Source organism: Methylobacterium sp. Leaf99 (genome assembly GCF_001422375.1).
GTDB lineage: Bacteria > Pseudomonadota > Alphaproteobacteria > Rhizobiales > Beijerinckiaceae > Methylobacterium.
The window spans coordinates 1,834,158-1,855,180 of the sequence record NZ_LMMU01000001.1; the positions used below are offsets into that span (position 1 = coordinate 1,834,158).

The window sequence follows — 21,023 nt, forward strand, 5'->3', positions numbered from 1 at the left end:
ATGCCGAACTGGCTCACCGCGCTCGCCTCGGCCTTCGATCTCGCGAGCCCCTACGCCCTGCTGCTCCTGCCCCTGCCGCTGCTGGCCGCCCGCCTGATGCCGGCCGAGCGGGTCGGATCGAGCGGGGCCCTGCGCGTGCCCGCCTCCCTCGTCGCCGCGGCGGCCCGGGGCGACAGCGTCGCCGCCCGAGGCCGGGGCCGCGCCGTGCTGGTCTGGACCCTGTGGGCGGCCCTGGTGGCGGCCCTGGCCGGTCCCCGCCTCGTCCTCCCCGCCACGGCGCTGCCGGCCTCGGGCCGCGAGATCATGCTGGTGATGGACCTGTCGGGCAGCATGGAGCGGCGCGACTTCGCCCTCGACGGCCAGACGGTGAACCGGCTGGCGGCGGTCAAGCGCGTCGGCACCGACTTCATCCGCCGCCGGGCCGGCGACCGCATCGGCCTCGTGATCTTCGCCAACGAATCCTACGTCGCCGCGAGCCCCAGCTTCGACACCGCCACCGTCGCCCGTGCCCTGGACGAGGCGACCATCGGGCTCGTCGGCCGCTCCACCGGCATCGGCGACGGCCTCGGCCTCGCCCTGAAGCGCCTCACGCCGGCCCCCTCGGCCGAGACCGGCGAGGCCGCCCCGCCCGTGACCGCCAAGGTGGTGATCCTGATGACGGACGGGGCCAACAACGCCGGCCAGACCACGCCGCGCGATGTCGCGGGCCTCGCCAAGGAACTCGGGGTGCGGGTCCACACCATCGCGCTCGGCCCCCGCGACCTCTCCAACGCCGAGGGCGAGCAGGATGTGGTCGACACCGAGACCCTGCGGGAGATCGCCGAGCTCACCGGCGGCCGGATGTTCCGGGTGAAGACCACCGAGGACCTCGTCGCCATGGCGGACGCCATCGACGCCATCGAGGGCGGGCGCGCCAAGGCGCCGCCCCTGCCCCTGCGAAAGGACCTGTGGCCGTGGCCCGCCACCGTGGCGTTCCTGTGCGCGGCCGGCCTTCTCGCGGCGAGGCGGGTCGCGTGAACCTCCTCGACACCCTCGCGGTTCTGCGGCCCTGGTGGCTCGCGGCGATCCCCCTCGTCGCGGCCCTGGCGCTCCGGGCCGCCTGGCGCTCGGCGCCCCTCGGCGATTGGGCCAAGGCCGTCGATCCCGGCCTCATGGCGCTGCTGGCGAAGCGCGGCGCCGTGCTCGGCGGACGCCGGCAGGCCAACCTCGCCGCGGCGCTGGCCGCCGGCCTCATCGCCGTGGCGCTCACGGGACCCGCCGTGGAGCGGCCCGACGCCACCACCTTCCGCAACCTCGACGCCACCGTGGTGGTGGTCGATCTCTCGCGCTCCGTCGCCGAGGGCGGGCGCCTCAAGGACGTGCGCCAGATCGCCGAGGGCATCGCCCAGGCGGCCGGCACCCGCAGCGTCGCCGTGGTGGTCTATGCCGGGGACGCCTACCTGGCGATCCCGCCCACCACCGACCGCGACGCGCTGGCCTCCACCCTGTTCGCCCTGGATGGCGACACGGTGCCCGACCGGGGCACCCACCCCGAACGTGGCCTCGCCCTGGCGCGCCGGACCCTGTCGGAGGCCGGGGTCATCGCCGGCGACGTGGTGCTGGTGACGGACGGCGACGGCATCGGGGACGCCGCCACCCGCGAGGCCGCGGCGATCCGGGCCAAGGGCTGGGCCCTGAGCGGGGTCTTCGTGCCCGCCGGCCCGAGCCTGCCGGCCGGCTCGCCGAAGCCCGACCGCGCGGCGCTGGAGCGCCTCGTCGCCACGGGCGGCGGGCGTCTCGCCGACCTCGACGCGCCGGGACCCGTCCTCGACATCGTCGGGGCGAGCACGGCCCAGCACCTCGCCGCCGGCGGCTACACCGTCCTGGCCTTCGCCGATCTCGGGCGCTGGCTGATCCTGCTGGCGCTCCTGCCGGCGCTGGCCCTGTTCCGCCGGAGCGCCTGATGCCCCTCGCGTTGCCGCGCCGCTGGACCACCTGGGCCCGCCTTGCCGGCCTCGGCCTCGCGGCCGCCGGCATCCTCGGCCTCGCCCTGGTGTCGCAGCCGCGCACGGGTCTCGGACGGACGCTCCTGGGCCTCGGCCTGCCCGGGGCCGCCGCCGCCATCCTCGACGATCCGGCCTGGCGCGGCCCGGCGCTCTACCAGGCCGGGCGCTACGACGAGGCCGCCGCCCTGTTCCGCGCGGCCGGGCGGCGCGGGGCCTACAACCTCGGCAACGCCCTCGCCAGGGCCGGCGACCTGCAGGGGGCGCTGGACGCCTACGACGCGGCCCTCACCTACAATCCGCGCGACGCCGACGCCCAGGCCAACCGCTCCCTCATCGCCCGCCTCGTCGACGAGGGGGCCGGCGATCCCGGCAAGGGCGGCGGGGTCGCCAATGCGACCGCGACCACGGGCGCGCGCTACAACAAGACCTCGAATCAGGACCCCAACGACGACACCCAGGCGACGTCGAGCGGCGAGGGACTGGCCGGCAACAAGGAGGGCGGCACCACCTCCTCGACGCCGGGCAACAGCAAGGTGGCACGGCGGGGCAAGGCCGAGCAGGTCTCGGTGGAGTCCGGCAAGGGCGAGGCGCGCGGCTCGGCCAGCGACGCCGCCGGGCGCGGGCGCACGGGCGCCGGCTCGGCCATGGTCGCCGCCGCCCCCGAGCGGGAGGTGCGGCGGGTGACGAAGAGCTTCGAGGCCCACGAGATCCGGCCCGACCGCCTCTGGCTCCAGACCCTGCCGGACGATCCCGGCCGTTATCTCAAGCTGCGCCTCAAGGCCGAGCAGGCCGTGCGCGTGGAGGCCGGCACGGCCGTGCCGGGGGGGAGCAACCCATGGTGAGCGGTCACTGGTTCTGGATGGTCTTCAGCGCGCATCCCCTCTCCCCTCTGCGGGAGAGGGTGGCCCGCGTCAGCGGGTCGGGAGAGGGGAGCCCGCTGTCTGGAGAGGTTGCCCCCTCTCCCGCCTGCTCCGCAGGCACCCTCCCCCGCAGGGGGGGGAGGGTTCGCTCACTGGCCGCTTCGCTGTTGGCCGCCGTGTTCCTGATCCTTCCTGGGCTTGCCCGCGCCGAGATCGGCCCCGGCGACCTCACCCTCACGGTGACCCCGGAGCGCAACGGCAACGCCGACCCGTTCGCCCGCGAGATGGTGCTGCTGCGCATCCGCGGGGTCTACCGCCAGCCGATCCTGCTGGAGGAAGTGATCCAGCCCTCCCTGGCGAATTTCAGCTGGACCCAGCTCGGCCGCGACACCTGGTCGAAGACGCGTCTGCCGGACGGGCAGGTCGCCATCGCGTTCGACCGGGTGGTGGCGATCTTCCCGCACCATCCGGGCGACTTCACCCTCGATCCGTTCCTCCACCGCCTCACCGTCAACGACGGCGGCATCCGGAAGGTGGTCGACGTACCCTCGCCCCCGGTGCAGCTCTCCGTGGCGAACTGGACGAAGCCCGTCGGCGGCCCCGACGCCAAGGAGCCGTGGTGGCTGCCGGCCCGCGAGGTCACCATCACGGATTCGTGGAGCCCGGACCCGGAGACGGTGAAGATCGGCGAGAGCACCCGGCGCATCGTCACCCTGGAGGCGCACGGCATGGTCGCCGAAGGCCTGCCGCCCCGGCCGGTCATGCGCACGCGCGGCATCCTCACCTTCGCCGGGCCGGTGACCCGCGAGACCATCATCACCCCCACGGGTCCCATCGCCCGGGCGACCTACCAATGGGACGTCCGGCCGGCCATCGCGGAGGTGATTCCCTTGGACGCCATCGTCATCCCGTGGTTCGACACCGTGTCGCGGACCCTGCGCGAGGCCGAGATTCCGGCCCGCCAGATCGGCGGCGGCCTGCCCGACCGGGAGGAGGACGCCAAGCCGGTCACGCCGGCCTCGCCCCTCGTGGTGATGGCGGCGGCTTTGGCCGCGTTCGGTTTCGGCCTGGCGCTCATCGGGTTCGGGGTGCCGACGCGGCCGCGGCCGCGCCTCGACCGTGCCACCCGCCGCGCCCTGGCGCAGGCCGCAGCCACCGGCGACGCGGCCGCCTTTCGGACCCGCCTCACGCCCGCCCTCCAAGGGACGCCGGACCTCGCGCGGGCCTGGCGTGCGGACCCGGCGATCGCCGCCGGCCTCGGGGCCCTCGACGGCGCCGTCTACGGGCGCGGCCCCGCCACCGCCCTCGACCTGCCGGATCTCGCCCGGCGCCTCGCCCGTCCGGTCCCGGCTCCGGCCCGGCGGCGCGCGAACCATGGCCGCCTCGCCGACCTCGACGGGCGGTCCTGACGTCCGTCGTGGTTAACCGCCGGTTTACGTCCCTCTGCCAAGTCTGGCCCGCGGGGAGCGGAGCGATGCGGTCGACGACGAGGGGGCAGCGGCTGTCGGCGGGGCTGGTCGCCCTGGCGCTTCCGCTCGGCTGGCCGGTCCGGGCGGCGGATTTCACCGAGACGGGGCGGCGCTCCGACGGTCCCGCGACCTATGCCGAACCCCTGCCGCGCTACTTCCCCCGGGCCGAGGGCGACGATTCCGTGGTGCGCCGCTCACCGGTGCCGCGCCGTCGCGTGGTCGGCTGCATCCCGCGCCGGGTTCCTATTCCCACCGATGCGCCGGGCGATCCGAGCTACGTCGGCTCCGGCTACGGTCTCGGCAAGCCGAGCTATTACGGGTTCACGCCGCCCCTCGGCGTCGACGATCCCTACGGCCGGCCCCTGCTGCCCTACTGTCCCTGACGACTGGCGCCGGCGCGGCGGGGCGATTAGGTCTGCGCCCATGCGCGCGACCTGAAACTGCGCGCGACCTCAAGACTGCGCGCGACCCAGACGGAGCCTCCCGTGTCCGATCAAGCCATCCTTCGGTTCGACGCCGTGGCCCCCTTGCGGGCGCGGGTGGCGGCGTGGCGCGGGGCCGGCGAGTCCGTGGTGCTGGTGCCGACCATGGGTGCCCTGCATGCCGGGCACCTCGCTCTCGTGGCGCGGGCGCGCGAACTCGGGCGCCGCGTGGTGGCGAGCATCTTCGTCAACCCGACGCAGTTCGGCCCCACCGAGGATTTTTCACGCTATCCCAGGGACACCGAGGCCGACCTCGCCCTGCTGGCGGAGGCCGGGGCGGACGCCGCCTACCTGCCCGACGTCGCCACCATGTACCCGCCGGATTTCTCCAGCCGCATCGTGGTCGACGGGCTCACGGAGGGCCTGTGCGGCCAGTTCCGGCCGGGGCATTTCTCCGGTGTCGCCACGGTGGTGACGAAATTGCTCAACCAGGCCCAGCCCGACATCGCCCTGTTCGGCGAGAAGGACTACCAGCAGCTCCTGGTGATCCGACGCGCCGTGCGCGACCTCGACCTGCCCGTGGCGATCCGGGGCGTGCCGACCCTGCGGGAGACCGACGGCCTCGCCCTGTCCTCGCGCAACCGTTATCTCAGCGCGCAGGAGCGGGCCGTGGCCCCCCGGCTGCACGCGGTCCTGACCGGCATTGCCGAGGGCCTGTCGGCGGGGGCCGAGGCGGGGCCGCTCGTGGCGAAGGGGCATGCCGCCCTGGACGCCGCCGGCTTCGCGCCGGTGCAGTACCTCGAAATTCGCGATGCCGAGACCCTGGCGCCGGTCACGCGCGCCGACCGGCCCGTGCGGGTCCTGGCGGCGGCCTATCTCGGCCGCACCCGTCTCATCGACAATGTCGCGGCGTTCAGGTCTTGAGCGGGTTCGCCAGGAAGAAGTTCAGCATGGCGCGCGACGCGTCCGGCCCGCGCGGGTCGGTGTAGCTGCCGGCCGGCGTGCCGCCGGACCAGGCGTGGCCGAGGCCCCGGACCATCCAGCTCTCGACGGAGACGTGGCCCTTCGTGTCGGCGTAGCGGGTGCGGAGGTAGGGCAGGCCGCCGGCGCTGACGGCCTCCGTGGTCTCGGGCGTCAGGCCGCCGATGCCCGCCTGGGCCAGGGCCTGGGCGCCGTTGCGCGGATTGACCGTGCCGTCGCTCTCGCCGTGGAAGACGATGGTCGGCATCGGGGTCACGGGGACGATGCAATCCGCCTCGGCCACGGGACCGAGGCGCATCACCGTCAGGGCCGCCGAGACGTCGCGGGCGCAACCCGCCGCCAGCCCCGAATGGATGCCGACGGCCGCGAACAGTTCGGGATAGGCATGGGCCACGTTGGCCGCCGCCGCCCCGCCCGCCGACAGGCCGGCGATGAAGACCTGGCGCGGGTCGATCCCGTACTCGGCGATCACCGCCCGGGTCAGGCCGGCGATGATGCCGGTCTCGCCGGCCTCGCGGTCCTGCTCGCCCGGCTGGAACCAGTTCCAGCAGCGCTGGCCGTTGGCCCGGCTGGACTGGCCCGGATAGGCGACGGTGAATCCGTGCGCCTCGGCCAGGGCGTTCATCCCGGTGCCGGCGGCGAAATCGTCGGGCGACTGGCTGCAGCCGTGGAGCATCACCACGAGGGGACGGTTGCGCGCCCGTGAGCCCGGCACGAACAGCTTGTAGTCGCGGCTCCCGTGCTCGCCGGTGAAGGAGCGCTCGACGAACCGGTCCGCGTCCCGGACGGCCTCGGGCTCCGCCACCTGGCGGCCGAGCACGTCCAGTCCGCGCTGACCCGGCTCCTGCGCGCCCCCGCCCAGACCCTGCACGCCCAGCCCGTGCAGGACCGGGGCGACGCTGCGTCCAAGGCCCTGCGTCACCGTTTCCACCACCTTGCGCAGGCGGTCGGTCAACCCGGCGTCCGTCGTGTGGGCGACGCCGCCATGTGGCTCGGTCGTGCCCTCGCTCAAGCTGCGCTGGACCAGCGCCGAAGCGTCGCCCAGGCGTCCGCTGGCGGTCAGACGGGTCGCCTCCATCATATCCGCCATGCGGTCCTGCATCCGGTTGTGTTGATCGCTCATCGAAACAATCGCTTTCAGGCTCGATGCGACGCGGGGGACGGACGAGCGGTCCGGGGCGCAGATCGGGAAGAGGGGGAGGTCAGCGCAGGCGATCGGCCAAGGCCGCCTTGACGGCCGGGCTCGCCTGCAGGCTGCCCATGACCTCGACGGACGCGATGGCCGCGCGCGCCAGTTCGGGCGAGACGTCGGCGGCGATGCTGGCCATTCCCAGGACGCGGATGTCGAGGGTGGTGCCGGCCTCGCGGTGGGCTTCGAGATCGGCGCGGTCGTAGCGGCGCAGGCCCAGTTCGACGCGCTTGCGCGCCACGGACTGGCGCGTCACCTCGGCGTGCCGCTCGATCTGGTTGCGCACGGCGGTGCGGATGAAGTCGGACCGGTTTGCGTAGACGCTCTCCGACACGAGAAGATCGATGTGTCCGAGATCGACGTAACCGAGATTGATCGTGATCTTCTCGCTGTCCGCGCTCCGCACCACGGGGCGCGTTCTGTCCGATAAACCGAGCACGGCCAACTCCACTACCATCTAGAGGGATGGTATATGGATGTCTTATGGTGCGGCGCAATATGAAATATTGCGCCGCACTTTGGACTCTGATCCCGCACTCGAATGCATGCGCTTCGCATCATGTCGGCCGATGCATCGGTGCCGTGGCGCCTCGCTGCGTCGCGCCGATTAGCCCAGGATCTTGTCGATGGTGATGGGCAGTTCGCGGATGCGCTTGCCAGTGGCGTGGAACACCGCGTTGGCCACCGCCGCCGCCGTGCCGACGATGCCGATCTCGCCCAGGCCCTTCACCCCCATGGGGTTGGCCTTGTCCTCCTCGTCGACGAAGATCACGTCGATGTCGTGGATGTCGGCGTTCACCGGCACGTGATACTCGCCGAGATTGTGGTTCATGAACCGGCCGAGCGTGTGGTCGAGCATCGACTCTTCCTCGAGCGCCGAGCCGATCCCCATGACCACGCCGCCGAGGATCTGGCTGCGCGCGGTCTTGAGGTTGATGATCTTGCCGGCCGCGATGGCCGAGACCACCCGGGTCACGCGCACCACGCCGAGATCCTCGTCGATCTTCACTTCCACGAACACCGCCGAGTGGGTGTAGGGCGCGAACGCCTTCTGGTGGGCGGCATCCGGACCGGCCGAGCCGGTGGCTTCCAGCGTGTCGGTGCCGGTGGCGCGCAGCACGTCGGTGATGGCGATGCCGCGCGTCTCGTCGCCCGCCACCGCGATGCGACCCTCCTTGAACACCGCACGCTCGAAATCGACGTTGGCGAGGGGCGAATCGTCGAGGCCGCGCGCGAGGGCGAAGAGCTGTCCGGCCAGATCCTGACAGGCCCGCATCACCGCCGTGCCGGACGACGCCGCCGTCCATGAGCCGCCGGCCAGGGGCGCCTCGGCGAGATCGGTGTCGCCGAGCTTCGTCGTCACGTCCTCCATGCGCAGGCCGAGGGTGTCGGCGGCGATTTGGGTCAGGATGGTGTAGGTGCCGGTGCCGATGTCCCCGGTGGAATTGCCGACCACGAGCTTGCCGTCGGCGGTGAGAGTCGCCTGGGCACCCGACTGCTGCATCATCGATTCCCAGATGCCCGTCGCCATGCCCCAGCCGACGAGTTCGCGCCCGTCGCGCATGGAGCGGGGCTCCGGATTGCGGGTCGACCAGCCGAAGCGTGTCGCGCCCTCCTCGAAACAGGCGCGCAGGGACTTCGAGCTGAACGGCTTGCCCTCCGTGCGGTCCGACTCGCTGTAGTTCCTGAGGCGCAGGGCGATGGGGTCCTGCCCCGTCTCATGGGCGAGCTCGTCCATGGCGATTTCCAGCGCCATCACCCCCGTCACGGCGCCGGGGGCGCGCATGTCGGACGGCGTGTAGGTGTCGAGCTGGGCGAGCTTGTAGGTGAGGGCGACGTTGTCGCAATCGTAGAGGACGCCCGACCAGTTGACGACGACCTCCTGGTAGTCCTCGAAGTTCGAGGTGCCCGAGATGGCGTCGTGGCGGATCGACTGGAGTCCGCCCGACGCGTCCGCGCCGAGGGATACGGTCTGGAGCACGTCCGGGCGGTAGCCGAAGGAGAACATCTGGTCGCGGGTCAGGACCACGCGCACGGAGCGCTCCAGGGCCCGGGCGGCCAGCACCGCCAGGAACAGCTGGTATTGCGGGCGCAGACCCGACCCGAAGCCGCCGCCGAGATACGGGTTGAGGACGCGGACATCGTCCTTCTTCATCCCGAACACGCCGGCGATGTAACCGTGGGTGTTCGCGACCCCCTGGATCTTGTCATAGACGGTGATCTTGCCGTCTCCCTCCCACACCACCGTGGAGGCGTGGGGCTCCATCGGGTTGTGGTGCTCCACGGCCAGGCGATAATCCTGCGAGACCTTGATGGGCGCATCGTCATAGGCGGTGGCCGCATCGCCCCACGGGGCCGGCGGCGGCTTGATGCCCGAGCGCTTCTTCGGCGGCTCGTAGGCCAGCTCCCGCTGGGCGGACAGGTCCGTGGTCGGCGCCTCGGCCGCGTAGGCGACCTTGACCAGGGACGCGGCGTGGCGCGCCGTGCCGAAATCCTCCGACACCACGAGGGCGACGGGCTGGCCGCTGTAGTGGATCTTGTCGTCGTACAGGGCCCGGAACGGCGAACCGGGGGGCGCCACGGCGTCCTGGTAATTGTAGTCGAGCCACGCCGTGCGCGGGCGGTTCTCGTGAGTGAGGACCTTGATCACCCCGGGCACCGCCTCTGCGGCCGACGTGTCGATGGCGGTGATGCGACCGCGGGCGATGCCGCTCGACACGACGTAGCCGTGGGCGAGGTCGGGGGCGGAGAACTCGCCGGCATACTTCGCCTGACCGGTGACCTTGGCCGGGCCGTCGACGCGGCTGCGGGCGGTGCCGACATAGGTGTCCGTGCCGGAGGAATTGATGGAGTTGGCCATGGGTGTTCCTCTAGGCGATGCGCTTGTCGGACTGCGACTGGGGCGTGCCGACGGCGGCCTGGGACAGGCCGCGCACGATGGCGCGTCGCGTGAGCTCGACCTTGAACGCGTTCTCGGATTGGGGCCGGGCCGCGGCCACGACGATGTTGGCGGCGGCCGCGAAGGTCTCCTGCGTCGCCGGCTTGCCGGCGAGGAAGGCTTCCGCGTCCCCGTCGCGCCACGGCTTGTGGGCGACGCCGCCAAGGGCAAAGCGAGCGGACGCGATGGTGTCGCCCTCGAGCCTCATGACGGCGGCGACGGAGACCAGGGCGAAGGCGTAGGACAGCCGGTCGCGCAGCTTGAGGTAGGTGTGGTGCGGCCCGAACTCCTCGTCGGGCAGATCGACGGAGAGGACGATCTCGTCGGGCTTCAGATTGGTGTCGCGCTCAGGCATGTCGCCCGGCAGGCGATGGTACTCGGCGAAGGGGATCGTGCGCTCACCCTCGGGGCCCGCGACGCGGACCACGGCGTCGAGGGCCGCCAGCCCGACGCACATGTCGGAGGGGTGGGTGGCGATGCAGCTCGGGCTCGTGCCGAAGATGGCGTGGATGCGGTTGACGCCGCCGATGGCCGGGCAGCCGGAGCCGGGCAGGCGTTTGTTACAAGGGGTGGCCTCGTCGTAGAAATAGTAGCACCGGGTGCGCTGGTTGAGGTTGCCGCCGGTGGTGGCCGCGTTGCGCAGCTGGCCGGAGGCGCCGGCGAGGATCGCGCTGGCGAGCAGCGGATAGCGCTCCACCACCTGCGCATCGTACGCCACGGTGGAATTGGTCACGAGGGCGCCGATGCTGAGGCCGCCGTCGCGGGCCTCGATGGCGTTCAGCGGCAGGCGGGTGATGTCGACGAGCCGGTCGGGCTGCTCGACGTTGTACTTCATCAGGTCGACGAGGTTGGTGCCGCCGGCGATGAAGCGGGCGTTGCCGCCGGCCACGGCCTTCACGGCGTCGGCGACGGTCTGAGGCCGGACGTAATCGAAGCGGTTCATTTCGCGGCTCCCGACTGCATCACGTCTTGAATCGCATCGACGATGTTGGTGTAGGCGCCGCAGCGGCAGATGTTGCCGCTCATGGCCTCGCGGATCTCTTCGCGGGACTGGGCGTGGCCCTCCGTCATCATGCCCACGGCCGAGCAGAGCTGGCCGGGCGTGCAGTAGCCGCACTGGAATGCGTCGTGCTCGACGAAGGCCGCCTGGAGCGGGTGGAGGCCGGCGCCCTCGGCCAGGCCCTCGACGGTGGTGATGCTGGCCCCGTCCTTCATCACGGCGAGGGCGAGGCAGGAATTGATGCGGACCCCGTCCACCAGCACCGTGCAGGCGCCGCACTGGCCGTGGTCGCAGCCCTTCTTGGTGCCGGTGAGATCGAGGTCCTCGCGCAGGAGATCGAGGAGGGTGGTCCAGGGGGCGACGTCGAGGGTGCGGGCCTGCCCGTTGATCGTCAGGCTGATGGCGATGGTGTTCGCCGGGCCGGGCGAGCCGCTTTCGATGAGCATGGTGCGTATCCGTGACAGGAGCGGCCGCCGCTGGGGGCGCCGGGCTTCGGGAATCTCGTCGGGACGGCAGGCTGGGAAAAATCATCCATCCGTGGCCGGTCCAATCGATAACCGTTCCAGATTGCCCCTGTTCCCTGGCCGCCCCCGCGCGCGGGTTTGCACCCTCCGGGCGCCTCGGCTAACCCGGTGTCGATTCCAGACGAAGGACGCTCGATGACTGCGCTCGCTCCCGTTCTCAACGACATCGACCGCGATCTCGACAACGCCCTGGAGCGCCTGTTCGCGTTCCTGCGCATTCCGTCCGTCTCCACCGATCCGGCCTATGCCGGCCATTGCCGTGCGGCGGCGCAGTGGCTCGAAGGCACCCTGACGGCGCTCGGCTTCGAGACCGGTATCCACGAGACCTCCCTGCACCCGGTGGTGCTCGCCCACGCGCCGAAGCCCGGCACGCCGCACGTGCTGTTCTACGGTCATTACGACGTGCAGCCCGTGGACCCCCTGGCCCTGTGGGAGACCCCGCCCTTCGAGCCGCGCATGGCCCTGAACGCCAAGGGCGAGCAGCAGATCGTCGGGCGCGGCGCCTCCGACGACAAGGGTCAGGTGATGACCTTCATCGAGGCCTGCCGCGCCTTCAAGGCCATGGAGGGCGAACTGCCCTGCGGCGTCACCATCCTCATCGAGGGCGCGGAGGAGAACGGCTCGCAGGGCCTGCCCGAATGGGTCGCGGCCAACCGCGAGAAACTGGCCGCCGACATCGTGCTCGTGTGCGACACCAGCATGTGGAATCCGACGACACCGGCCATCACCACGTCCCTGCGCGGCCTCGCGTATTTCGAAGTGAAGGTGCGGTGTGCCGACCGCGACCTGCATTCGGGGTTCTTCGGGGGGGCGGCGCGCAACCCGATCCACGTCCTCGCCAAGATCATCGCCGACCTGCACGATGCCGACGGCAGGGTGGCCCTGCCGGGCTTCTACGACGGCGTGCGCGAGACGCCGCCGGAGATCCTCGACCAGTGGCGCGGCCTCGACTTCACCGCCGAGACGTTCCTCGGTCCCATCGGCCTCAACGAGCCCGCCGGCGAGCGCGGACGCATGCTCATCGAACTCGTCCAGTCGCGTCCGGCCTGCGACGTCAACGGCATCATCGGCGGCTATACCGGTGAGGGCACCAAGACGGTGATCGCGGGGCAAGCCAGCGCCAAGGTCTCGTTCCGCCTCGTCGACGATCAGGACCCGGAGGTCTTGGCCCGGACCTTCGAGGCCTTCGTGCGCGAAAGAATCCCGGCCGACTGCTCCGTCGAGGTGATCTGCTACAAGGGCAGCCGCGCCATCAGCCTGCCCTACGACATGCCGGAGCTCGACCTCGCCCGGGCGGCGCTGGCCGAGGAATGGGGCGTGCCCGCCGTGACCATCGGGGCCGGCGGCTCGATTCCCATCGTCGGCGACTTCAAGCGCCTGCTCGACCGCAACACCCTGCTCATCGGCTTCGGCCTCGACGACGACCGCATCCATTCGCCCAACGAGAAGTACGACCTCACGAGCTTCCACAAGGGCACCCGCTCCTGGGCCCGCATCCTGGCGGCCTTCGGCGCCGCCGGACGGACGGCCTGAGGGCGGTACGGGATCGCAGCGTTGCGTAGCCGTCTCCGTTCCGCATGAGTGAGCTTCCCGAGCGGCGGGTCGCCGGGCAGCTTTTCGCGGTGGGCGAGGGGCTGTTCGTCGTGCGCTATCCCCTGTCCACCGCCTTGCCGATTCCGTTGCGCCTCCGCGGGGGACACCTCCTGACCTGGGCGTTCTGCGGCCTCGGCCCGAGCGGGGCGGACCCGGCGGCGCTGATCGTGTTCACGGCGGACGCGCCCCCCGAGAGCCTCACCGTCGAGACGCACTTTCACGATCTCGCCGTGACGGTGCCGCCGGTGCAGGCGGGCACCGACCTCGATCCGGCCGCGCGCGCGGCCCTGTGCCCGGCCGTGCTCGGTGCCCTCACGCCCGCGACCCTCGCGCCGCTGGCCGGAATGCTGCCGCTCCTCGGGGGCGCCTTGTCCGCCCTCGCGGAATCCCGTGAAAACCCGTCCGGCCCCAGGCCCTGTCTCACCCCGACGGGCGAGACCGGTGCGATCCTGACGGGCAGCCGCGTTCCGGGCTATCTCGTGCTGCGCGCGGGCGCCCGGTGGCGCTGCCTCCGGGTCGCGGGCGCCCGCCTGAGCTTCGGCGCCGAGCCCCGCGCCGTCCTCGATCTGGCCGAGGCCGGCGGGCCCCCCGAAGGCCCGGCCGAGGCTGCCCTCCTGGTCTGGCCCGGCGAGATCGTCGCCGCCGAGGTGCGATCATGACCCGGCCGACCATCCTCGTCGTCGCGCCGATGCCGGCCTTCCCCACGAGTGCCGGAAACCGGCGCCGCCTCGTGACCACGTGCGAATCCCTGACGCGGGGCGGCTTTGCCGTCGATCTCGCCTATTTCGCCCACGAGGATCAGATCTACCGCCGCTTCGGCCAGCACCCGCCCACCGATGCGGCGGCCATGGCCGAGGGTTTCCAGCGCACGTTCCGCATCGAGCCGAAGGCGGCGATCCCCCTCAAGACCCGCGCGCACCATTTCGGCCTCGACGACTGGTGCCCCGATGAAGTCGGGGATTTCGTCGCGTGGTACTGCGCGGCCCACCCCGAGACCCGGGCCGTCCTCGTCAACTACGTGTTCCTGTCGCGCTGCCTCCAGGCGGTGCCGCCCGGCATCCTCACCCTCATCGACACCCACGACCGCTTCGCCGACCGGCAGGCCCAGTACCGCCCGTTCCGGGCCGAGCCGAATTTCTTCTACACCGACGCGGCCGGTGAGGCGGCGGGCCTCGACCGGGCCGACCTGGTGCTGGCGATCCAGGCCGAGGAGGCGGCCCATTTCGCCAAAGCCACCCGCGCCCGCGTCCATCTCCTGCCGCCGCATTTCCCGGCGCGCCGGCCGTTCCGCGCGCGCCGGCGCCTCGCCCGGATCGGCTTCATCGGCCACGGCAACGATCCGAACCTGTTCTCCATCGGCCGCTTCGCCGAGGCCTGGAGCGCCGATTGGGCTCCGGGCAATCCGACCCTCGTCATCGCGGGCGAGATCTGCACCGGCCTCGGCAAAGCGCCGCGACCGGGCGTCGAGTTTGCCGGCTATGTCGAGCGGCTGGAGGACTTCTACGATGGTGTCGACCTCGTCGTCGCCCCGATGCTCATGGGCAGCGGCCTCAAGATGAAGGTCGCCGAGGCCCTGTCCTTCGGCATGCCGGTCATCGGCACCGGCATCGGCTTCGAGGGGTTCTCGCCGCGCGTGCCGGCCCATCGCTGCGGGACCGTCGCCGAGGTCAAGGCACAGGTCCTCGCCCTCCGCGACGATCCGGCCGGCCTCGCGAATCTCACCGAGGCCTGTGCGGGACTTTTTGCCGACTACAATACCGTGACCCTGTCGGCGGAGGACGCCCTCCTGGCGCTGTTGCACCGGCCGGGGGACGGGGCGGAGCCGAACCCGAACAGTGCCCCTCCGGAGGCTGCGCGCGTCGACGCCCTGACGCAGGCGTTGCCCGGCGGCACCCTGACCTGCGTCACCGGCCTCAGCACGGCCGAGCGCGACGAGTCCGAACGGGGCGTCCTCGTCGCCACCGAGCGCGCCGCCCCGCCGGGCGCCGGCCCCTACGCACCCGAGCGGAGATGCTGGTTCGCCCGTGCCGGCGCCGGCCCGTCGACCGGTATCGCGACCGGCATCGCCACCGACGTCGCGCTGGGCCTGGCCGGGGCCGAACTGGCCCTCGCGCCCGAATGGGTCCGCGGTCACCGGCTGCCGCCGGCCTTCCGCGCCACCCTGGCAATGGCAATCGCCACGGCGCGACCCGACTGGGAAGCCGAGGCGCGCCCCGTCGGCGCAGGCCCCAAGCGCATCACCGTCGCCCTCGCCCTGCCGAGCCACCTCGGTGTCGGCCGCCATCCGGGCGCGGCCTTCCTGATCGGGCCCGACGACGCCCGCGAACTGACCCTCGGCGCCGTCGCGCCCCTGGGGCTCACGCAGACCCTGCCGTTCGTGGGCCGGACCCGCACGGACCTCGCCCCCGTCCCCGCGAGCCTCACGGTGGAAGGTGCAGATTTGCCGGCAAATGACAGCGTGATCCTCGTCCTGCACGACGACCTCATCGGCCGCGTCACGCTGCCCGGCGCGGGTCGCCGAGCATGACGCCGCCCTTCGAACCCGTGGACGCCCCCGCCGGCCGCAAGGCCGCGCTTGCCGAGGCGGCCCTCGTCTGGAACGCCCTGTTCCTCAACGATGTCCGCATCCGGTACCGCGCCGAGGCGGACCCGCAGGTCTCCATTGTCCTCGTCGCGCGCGGTGCGCGCCATATGCTGGCCTGGACCCTCTACCGCCTCGCCGCCGGGCAGGAGCTGGCCGGCGTCTCGTTCGAGGTCATTGTCGTCGACAACGCCTCCGATCCGGAGACCCGCGCCCTGTTCGGGCGCATCGACGGCGCCACCATCGTGCTCAACGAGGACAACATCGGCTTTGGCCCCGCCTGCAACGCCGGGGCGGCCCTGGCGCGCGGACGGCATCTCCTGTTCCTCAACCCCGATGTCGACCTGATGCCCGGCGCCCTGCGCGCCCTCCTCGACACCTTCGGGGAGTTCGACGCCGTCGGCATCGCCGGTGCCCGCCTCGTGTTTCCGGGCGGCCTGCTCCAGGAAGCCGGCGCGAATTTCCACGACGACGCCCAGACCACCCATCCGTATGGCCGCGGCGGAGCCGATCCGTTCGCGGCGGAAGCCTCCTTCGCCCGCGAGGTCGGCTACGTCTCGGGCGCCGTGCTGATGATCGAGGCCGGGTTGTTCACGACCCTCGGCGGGTTCGACGACCTGTTCGCGCCGGCCTATTTCGAGGACACGGACCTGTGCGTGCGCTGCCATCAGGCGGGTCGCCGGGTGATCTATCAGCCGCGCGCCATCGCGATCCACGTGGAGAACGTCACCAGCGCCCGGCGCGACGACGTCGAGCAGCTCCTCGACCGCAACCGCGCGCGCTTTCGCGACCGCCACGCCGCCTGGCTGTTCGGGCAGGGACCGCAGCGCACCGGATTCGCCGCCCGCGACCACGATCCCTGGACCCTGCGCATCCTCTACGTCGAGGATCGTGCGCCCCACCTCGACCTCGGCGCCGGCCTGCCGCGCGCCAATCACATCCTCAACGCCATGGCGGCCCTCGGCTACGCCGTGACCCTCTGCTCCATCCACGGCGAGCGCGAGGAACCGGGCCGGCTCTACCGCGACCTCTCCACCCGCATCGAGATCGTCGAGCCCTGCGGCGAAGACGGCCTGCGCCGCCTCGTTCAGGAACGGCCGGGCTACTACGACGTGCTGTGGGTCAGCCGGCCGCCGAACATCGACCGGACCTGCCGGGTGCTGCACGACCTCGGCCTCACCCCCCGGGATGTCGGGCGCTCCCGCGTGGTGTTCGATTCGGAAGCGGTCTTTGCGCTTCGCACCTTCGTCACCGACGCGCTGTCCGTCGCCCCGGCCGACGGCCCCGCCCTGGCCCGGTCGTGCGCCCGCGAAGTCCGCCACTTCGCCGTGGCCGACCACGTGGTCTGCGTCTCGCAGGCCGAGGCGCGGGTGCTGCGGGCCCACGGCGTCCCCAACGCCACGGTGCTGGGCCATGCCCTGTCCCCGCACGGCACCCCGCCGGGGTTCGCCGCCCGCAACGGCTTCGTCTTCCTCGGGTCCCTCGCCCGCGAGGGCGAGCCCAACATCGATTCCCTCGACTGGTTCTTTGCGGAGGTCTGGACCCTCCTTCGAACACGCCTGCCGGAGGTGCACCTCACCGTCGTCGGCGCCGTGGCGCCCTCCATCCGCGAGCGCCTCGCCGGCGCCGGCGTGCGCATCCTCGGCCGGGTCGAGGATGTCGGCCCCGTCCTCGACGCCGCCCGCGTGTCGCTGGCCCCGACGCGGTTCGCCGCCGGCATCCCGCACAAGGTCCACGAGACCGTGGCGCGGGGCCTGCCGGGGGTGGTCACGCCGATCCTCGCCGAACAGATCGGCTGGCCGGACGGCACCGGCTCCCTCGTGCGCGACTGGCGCGATCCCGCCGGCTTCGCCGGGGCCCTGGCGAACCTCCACACGGACGAGGCCCTCTGGAGCGCGGTTCAGCGGGCGGGCCTCGCCCGGATCGGAGCGGAATGCGATCCCGCCGCCTACGCGCAAACCCTGCGGCGCCTGTGCGAGGCCCCGACCTTCGCATGAGCACAAAGCCCACCCCCCGCCAGCGCATCGTCGCGAGCGTCACGAAGGCCATTCGCCGGCTCACCATCGGCCGGGTCCCCCGCCTGTTCGACGCGGATTTTTACCGGGCGACCTATCCGGATGTCGCCCGCTCCGGCGTCGACCCGTACCTCCACTACGTCCGCCGCGGCGTCGGCCTCGCCTACGATCCGAACGCGGATTTCGACACGGCGTTCTACCGCCGCCAGAGCGGACCGGCCCGCCTCGACCCCATCCGGCACTACCTGCGTGCGGGCGCCGCCGCCGGCCTCGATCCGAGCCCTGCCTTCAGCACCCTGATGTACCTCGCCCGCTACCCCGATGTCGGCCGGGCCGGCATCAACCCCCTGCTGCATTACCGCCAGGACGGGCGGCCCGAGGGCCGCATCGCCGCCCCGTCCGCGTCCGATCCCGACCAGTGGGTGGCGCTCGCCGGCGTGCGCGCCGCGCACCGCTGGGACTATCCCTCCCAACGGGGGCCGCGCTTCGCCCTTACCCTGCGGCGCGACGTCCCCGTGACGGCCTGCCCCGACCACGCCCCCCGGATCTGCCTCGTCCTGACCCTCGACGGGGCCGAGACCGCCGCCCTCGTCGAATCCATCGAGGGGTTCTCGCAAGGGGCCCAGGACGCCGTCACCCTCGACGTCGACACCGCCGCGCGGCCCCATCCGCCGCGCCCGACCGCGATCCTCGCCCTGGAGCACTGCTTCCATGGGCCCGGCGCGGACGGCACGGTGCTGTTGCGCTACGCCGAAGCCCGGCTCTGGGACCTCGTGCCCGAGCGGCCGCACCTGCGGGCCATCGGCCGGGGCGGCGGCCTCTCCGTTCGCGAGACCGTCCCCTGAGGCGCGCTTGCCGCGGTCAGGGCGGACTGACACAGTCGGCTTCGGAGGGGCGAAACGTCCCTCCCCACCACGGGAGCGAAGCGTGAGCCACGGCACGCAGGTGCGCACGCATCTGTGCGGAATCCGGACGGCCTGGACGGACGCGTCCGAAGCCCGCGCGGCCGTGTCCGACCTCGCCGCCGCCATCGGGTCGGCCGACCTGTCGCAGATCGTGGTGTTCTTCTCGTCCGACTACTGCGTCGAGACCCTCAATCACGCCCTGGCGGAGCACTTTCCCGCGGTGCCAGTCGCCGGCTGCACCATGTCGGGCGGGATCAGCCCGGCCGGGGGCCTGGCCCGCGGCCTCGTCCTCATCGCATTTCCGGTGGCCGGCTTTCGCATCGTCTCGGCGGTGCTCGACGCCATCGACCACCTCGACGTCGCCCGCACCGCCGCCGCCGTCCGCGCCCTGCGCCGCACCCTCGGCGGGGAGGCCGGCGAACCGCCCCCGGGCGGGCGCTTCGCCCTCTCGCTCATCGACGGGCTGGCCAATGCCGAGGAGACCGTGGTCTCGGCCATCGCCTGGGCCCTCGACGGCATTCCCCTCGTCGGCGGCTCGGCCGGCGACGGCCTCGACTTTCGCGAGGCGACGCTCCTGCACGGCGGCGCCATCCACCGGCGGGCGGCGGTGCTGCTCCTCGTCGAGACCGCCTACCCGACTCAGATCTTCAAGAGCGACAATTTCGAGCCGACGACGACGAAGTTCGTGGTGACGGCCTCCGACGACGAGCGCCGCATCGTCTACGAGCTCAACGCCGAGCCGGCGGCGCGGGAATACGCCATGGCGGTGGGGCTCGACCCGGAAGGGCTGACGCCCATGAGCTTTGCCGCCTATCCGCTCGCCGTGCGGATCGGCGGCGAGTATTTCTGCCGCTCGATCCGGCGCCTCGACCCGGAGGACGGCTCGCTCAGCTTCTTCTGCGCCATCGACGAGGGCGTGGTGCTCACCCTCGCCCGGCCGCGCGACATCGTCGCCACCACCCGGGCCGAGCTCGAACGCCTCGACGCGCAGCTCGGCGGCATCGACCTCGTCATCGGCTTCGACTGCATCCTGCGCCGCCTCGATGCCGAGCACGCGCAAAATCGCCACGGCATCTGCGACCTCTACCGGCGCTACGACGTCGTCGGCTTCGAGACCTACGGCGAACAGTACCGCGCCATGCACCTCAACCAGACGCTTACGGGGATCGCCATCGGGCGGCGTTCATCCCGATGAGTTTCGCCCCATGAGCGCGGCCCCGGATTCCGACGGCGCCCGCCGCATCGCCAAGCTCGAGCGCATCAACGCCGCGCTCATGGCCCATGTCGAGCGCAGCATGGACCAGCAGGGCAGCGCCTATTCGCTGTTCCAGACGGCGATCATGCTGGAGGGGCGCGTCCGCTCGCGCACGGAGGAACTGACCGGGCTGATGCACAGCCTGGAGCGCTCCAACGCGGCCCTCGTCGCGGCCAAGGAAGAGGCGGAGACCGCCAACCGCTCGAAGACCCGCTTCCTCGCCGCCGCCAGCCACGACCTGCTCCAGCCCCTCAACGCCGCCCGCCTCTCGGCTTCGGCCCTGGCCGACATGCCCCTGACCCCGGATGCGCGGGCGATCTCGGGCCAGATCGAGCGCGGGCTGCAGACCATCGAGGACCTGATCAAGACCCTCCTCGACATCTCCAAGCTCGATGCCGGCGTGGTGCGCCCCGTTATCCGGCCCGTGCGCCTGTCCGATCTCCTGGCCGGCATCGCCGCGAGCTTCCAGCGCAGCGCCGCGGGCAAGGGCCTGCGCCTGCACGTGCGCGGCCCGGACCGCGTCGTGGCGAGCGATCCGGTGATGCTCGGGCGCATCGTGCAGAACCTCGTCTCCAACGCCCTGCGCTACACGTCCTCCGGCGGGGTGCTCATCGCCGTGCGGATGCGGGGCGCCGCGGCCCGCATCGAAGTGATCGACACCGGCTGCGGGATCATTCCGGCCGAGCGCGCCCTGGTGTTCGAGGAATTCTATCGCGGCGCGGCCGAGACCATGGATTCCGAGCCCGGCCTCGGCCTCGGCCTCGCCATCGTCCAGCGCATGGCGACGGCCCTCTTCCATCCCCTGACCCTCGCCTCCCGCCCCGGCCACGGCACCCGCGTGAGCCTGACGGTCCCGCTCAGCCCGGCCCTGCCGGACGCCGAAATCCGTGTCAGCCCGGTCGTCACGCGCCTGACCGGCGCCAAGATCCTCGTCGTCGAGAACGACCCGGCCACGGCCGACGCCCTCGCCCGCCTCCTGCGCACCTGGGACGCCGAGGTGGTGGTGGTGCGCGATCTCGCCGGGGCGCGGGCGGCCGGTCCGGTGCCGGACCTGCTCATCCTCGACTACCACCTCGACAACGGCGCCTGCGGCCTCGCCGTCGCCGAGCATTTTCGCCAAGCGACCGGGCGGCCCCTGCCGGTGATCGTCACCACCGCCGACCACGGTGCCGCGATCGCGGCCGAAGTCGCGGCAATGGGGGCCGAACTCGTCCACAAGCCGACCCGGCCGGCGGAATTGCGGGCCCTGCTCACCGCCCTGCTGGCGCGCGCGGAGTTTTCCTCGGCTCCGGCCGCCTGCTAGACG

18 protein-coding genes are annotated in these 21,023 nt (G+C 72.2%); 13 read left to right on the plus strand and 5 right to left on the minus strand.

The window, feature by feature from the left end:
- The 6 genes from ASF28_RS08430 to panC all read left to right on the plus strand — a co-directional run bounded on the left by ASF28_RS08430 (window position 1) and on the right by panC (window position 5,660).
- Window positions 1-1,017, plus strand: a complete 1,017-nt coding sequence (locus tag ASF28_RS08430) for a VWA domain-containing protein (protein ID WP_056090124.1) — start codon at window positions 1-3, stop codon at window positions 1,015-1,017.
- Window positions 1,014-1,943 (plus strand): vWA domain-containing protein, encoded by a 930-nt coding sequence (locus tag ASF28_RS08435; RefSeq protein WP_056091470.1) that lies wholly within the window; start codon window positions 1,014-1,016, stop codon window positions 1,941-1,943. Before ASF28_RS08430 ends, ASF28_RS08435 begins: the two co-directional genes overlap by 4 nt.
- Window positions 1,943-2,827 carry a tetratricopeptide repeat protein gene (locus ASF28_RS08440; protein ID WP_056090127.1) on the plus strand — a complete coding sequence of 295 codons (885 nt, stop codon included), beginning with the start codon at window positions 1,943-1,945 and terminating at the stop codon, window positions 2,825-2,827. The genes ASF28_RS08435 and ASF28_RS08440 overlap by 1 nt, the downstream gene beginning before the upstream one ends.
- A gap of 185 nt (window positions 2,828-3,012) precedes the next feature.
- Window positions 3,013-4,254 carry a hypothetical protein gene (locus ASF28_RS08445; RefSeq protein WP_443189715.1) on the plus strand — a complete coding sequence of 414 codons (1,242 nt, stop codon included), beginning with the start codon at window positions 3,013-3,015 and terminating at the stop codon, window positions 4,252-4,254.
- Window positions 4,255-4,319: 65 nt separating this feature from the next.
- Window positions 4,320-4,697, plus strand: coding sequence for a hypothetical protein (locus ASF28_RS08450; RefSeq protein WP_056090129.1), 378 nt, complete (start codon window positions 4,320-4,322; stop codon window positions 4,695-4,697).
- A gap of 102 nt (window positions 4,698-4,799) precedes the next feature.
- Window positions 4,800-5,660, plus strand: coding sequence for a pantoate--beta-alanine ligase (panC, locus tag ASF28_RS08455; protein WP_056090132.1), 861 nt, complete (start codon window positions 4,800-4,802; stop codon window positions 5,658-5,660).
- Here panC and ASF28_RS08460 read toward each other — a convergent pair.
- The 5 genes from ASF28_RS08460 to ASF28_RS08480 form a co-directional block, all read right to left on the minus strand.
- Window positions 5,650-6,840 carry an extracellular catalytic domain type 1 short-chain-length polyhydroxyalkanoate depolymerase gene (locus ASF28_RS08460; protein WP_056090134.1) on the minus strand — a complete coding sequence of 397 codons (1,191 nt, stop codon included), beginning with the start codon at window positions 6,838-6,840 and terminating at the stop codon, window positions 5,650-5,652. The genes panC and ASF28_RS08460 overlap by 11 nt on opposite strands.
- A gap of 79 nt (window positions 6,841-6,919) precedes the next feature.
- On the minus strand, window positions 6,920-7,315 hold the full coding sequence (locus ASF28_RS08465; RefSeq protein WP_443189716.1) for a CopG family transcriptional regulator: 396 nt from the start codon (window positions 7,313-7,315) through the stop codon (window positions 6,920-6,922).
- Window positions 7,316-7,513: 198 nt separating this feature from the next.
- Window positions 7,514-9,766: a xanthine dehydrogenase family protein molybdopterin-binding subunit gene (locus tag ASF28_RS08470; protein ID WP_056090140.1), complete on the minus strand. Its 2,253-nt coding sequence runs from the start codon at window positions 9,764-9,766 to the stop codon at window positions 7,514-7,516.
- 10 nt (window positions 9,767-9,776) lie between these two features.
- The gene (locus ASF28_RS08475; RefSeq protein ID WP_056090143.1) at window positions 9,777-10,787 is read right to left on the minus strand and encodes an FAD binding domain-containing protein; all 1,011 of its coding nucleotides are present in this window, start codon (window positions 10,785-10,787) and stop codon (window positions 9,777-9,779) included.
- The gene (locus ASF28_RS08480) at window positions 10,784-11,290 is read right to left on the minus strand and encodes a (2Fe-2S)-binding protein (RefSeq protein ID WP_056090146.1); all 507 of its coding nucleotides are present in this window, start codon (window positions 11,288-11,290) and stop codon (window positions 10,784-10,786) included. The genes ASF28_RS08475 and ASF28_RS08480 overlap by 4 nt, the downstream gene beginning before the upstream one ends.
- Window positions 11,291-11,503: 213 nt before the next feature.
- On the opposite strand from ASF28_RS08480, the gene ASF28_RS08485 reads away from it, so the two are divergent.
- From ASF28_RS08485 to ASF28_RS08515, 7 genes are all read left to right on the plus strand, one after another.
- Window positions 11,504-12,901: a M20/M25/M40 family metallo-hydrolase gene (locus ASF28_RS08485; protein WP_056090149.1), complete on the plus strand. Its 1,398-nt coding sequence runs from the start codon at window positions 11,504-11,506 to the stop codon at window positions 12,899-12,901.
- Window positions 12,902-12,945: 44 nt separating this feature from the next.
- Window positions 12,946-13,620: a hypothetical protein gene (locus tag ASF28_RS08490; protein ID WP_056090152.1), complete on the plus strand. Its 675-nt coding sequence runs from the start codon at window positions 12,946-12,948 to the stop codon at window positions 13,618-13,620.
- Window positions 13,617-15,488 carry a glycosyltransferase gene (locus tag ASF28_RS08495; RefSeq protein WP_056090154.1) on the plus strand — a complete coding sequence of 624 codons (1,872 nt, stop codon included), beginning with the start codon at window positions 13,617-13,619 and terminating at the stop codon, window positions 15,486-15,488. The genes ASF28_RS08490 and ASF28_RS08495 overlap by 4 nt, the downstream gene beginning before the upstream one ends.
- On the plus strand, window positions 15,485-17,539 hold the full coding sequence (locus ASF28_RS08500; RefSeq protein ID WP_056090158.1) for a glycosyltransferase: 2,055 nt from the start codon (window positions 15,485-15,487) through the stop codon (window positions 17,537-17,539). Before ASF28_RS08495 ends, ASF28_RS08500 begins: the two co-directional genes overlap by 4 nt.
- Window positions 17,536-18,402, plus strand: coding sequence for a hypothetical protein (locus ASF28_RS08505; RefSeq protein ID WP_056090161.1), 867 nt, complete (start codon window positions 17,536-17,538; stop codon window positions 18,400-18,402). The genes ASF28_RS08500 and ASF28_RS08505 overlap by 4 nt, the downstream gene beginning before the upstream one ends.
- Window positions 18,403-18,484: 82 nt before the next feature.
- On the plus strand, window positions 18,485-19,657 hold the full coding sequence (locus tag ASF28_RS08510; protein WP_056090164.1) for an FIST N-terminal domain-containing protein: 1,173 nt from the start codon (window positions 18,485-18,487) through the stop codon (window positions 19,655-19,657).
- Window positions 19,658-19,667: 10 nt separating this feature from the next.
- Window positions 19,668-21,020 carry a hybrid sensor histidine kinase/response regulator gene (locus ASF28_RS08515; RefSeq protein WP_056090167.1) on the plus strand — a complete coding sequence of 451 codons (1,353 nt, stop codon included), beginning with the start codon at window positions 19,668-19,670 and terminating at the stop codon, window positions 21,018-21,020.
- Window positions 21,021-21,023 lie beyond the last annotated feature (3 nt).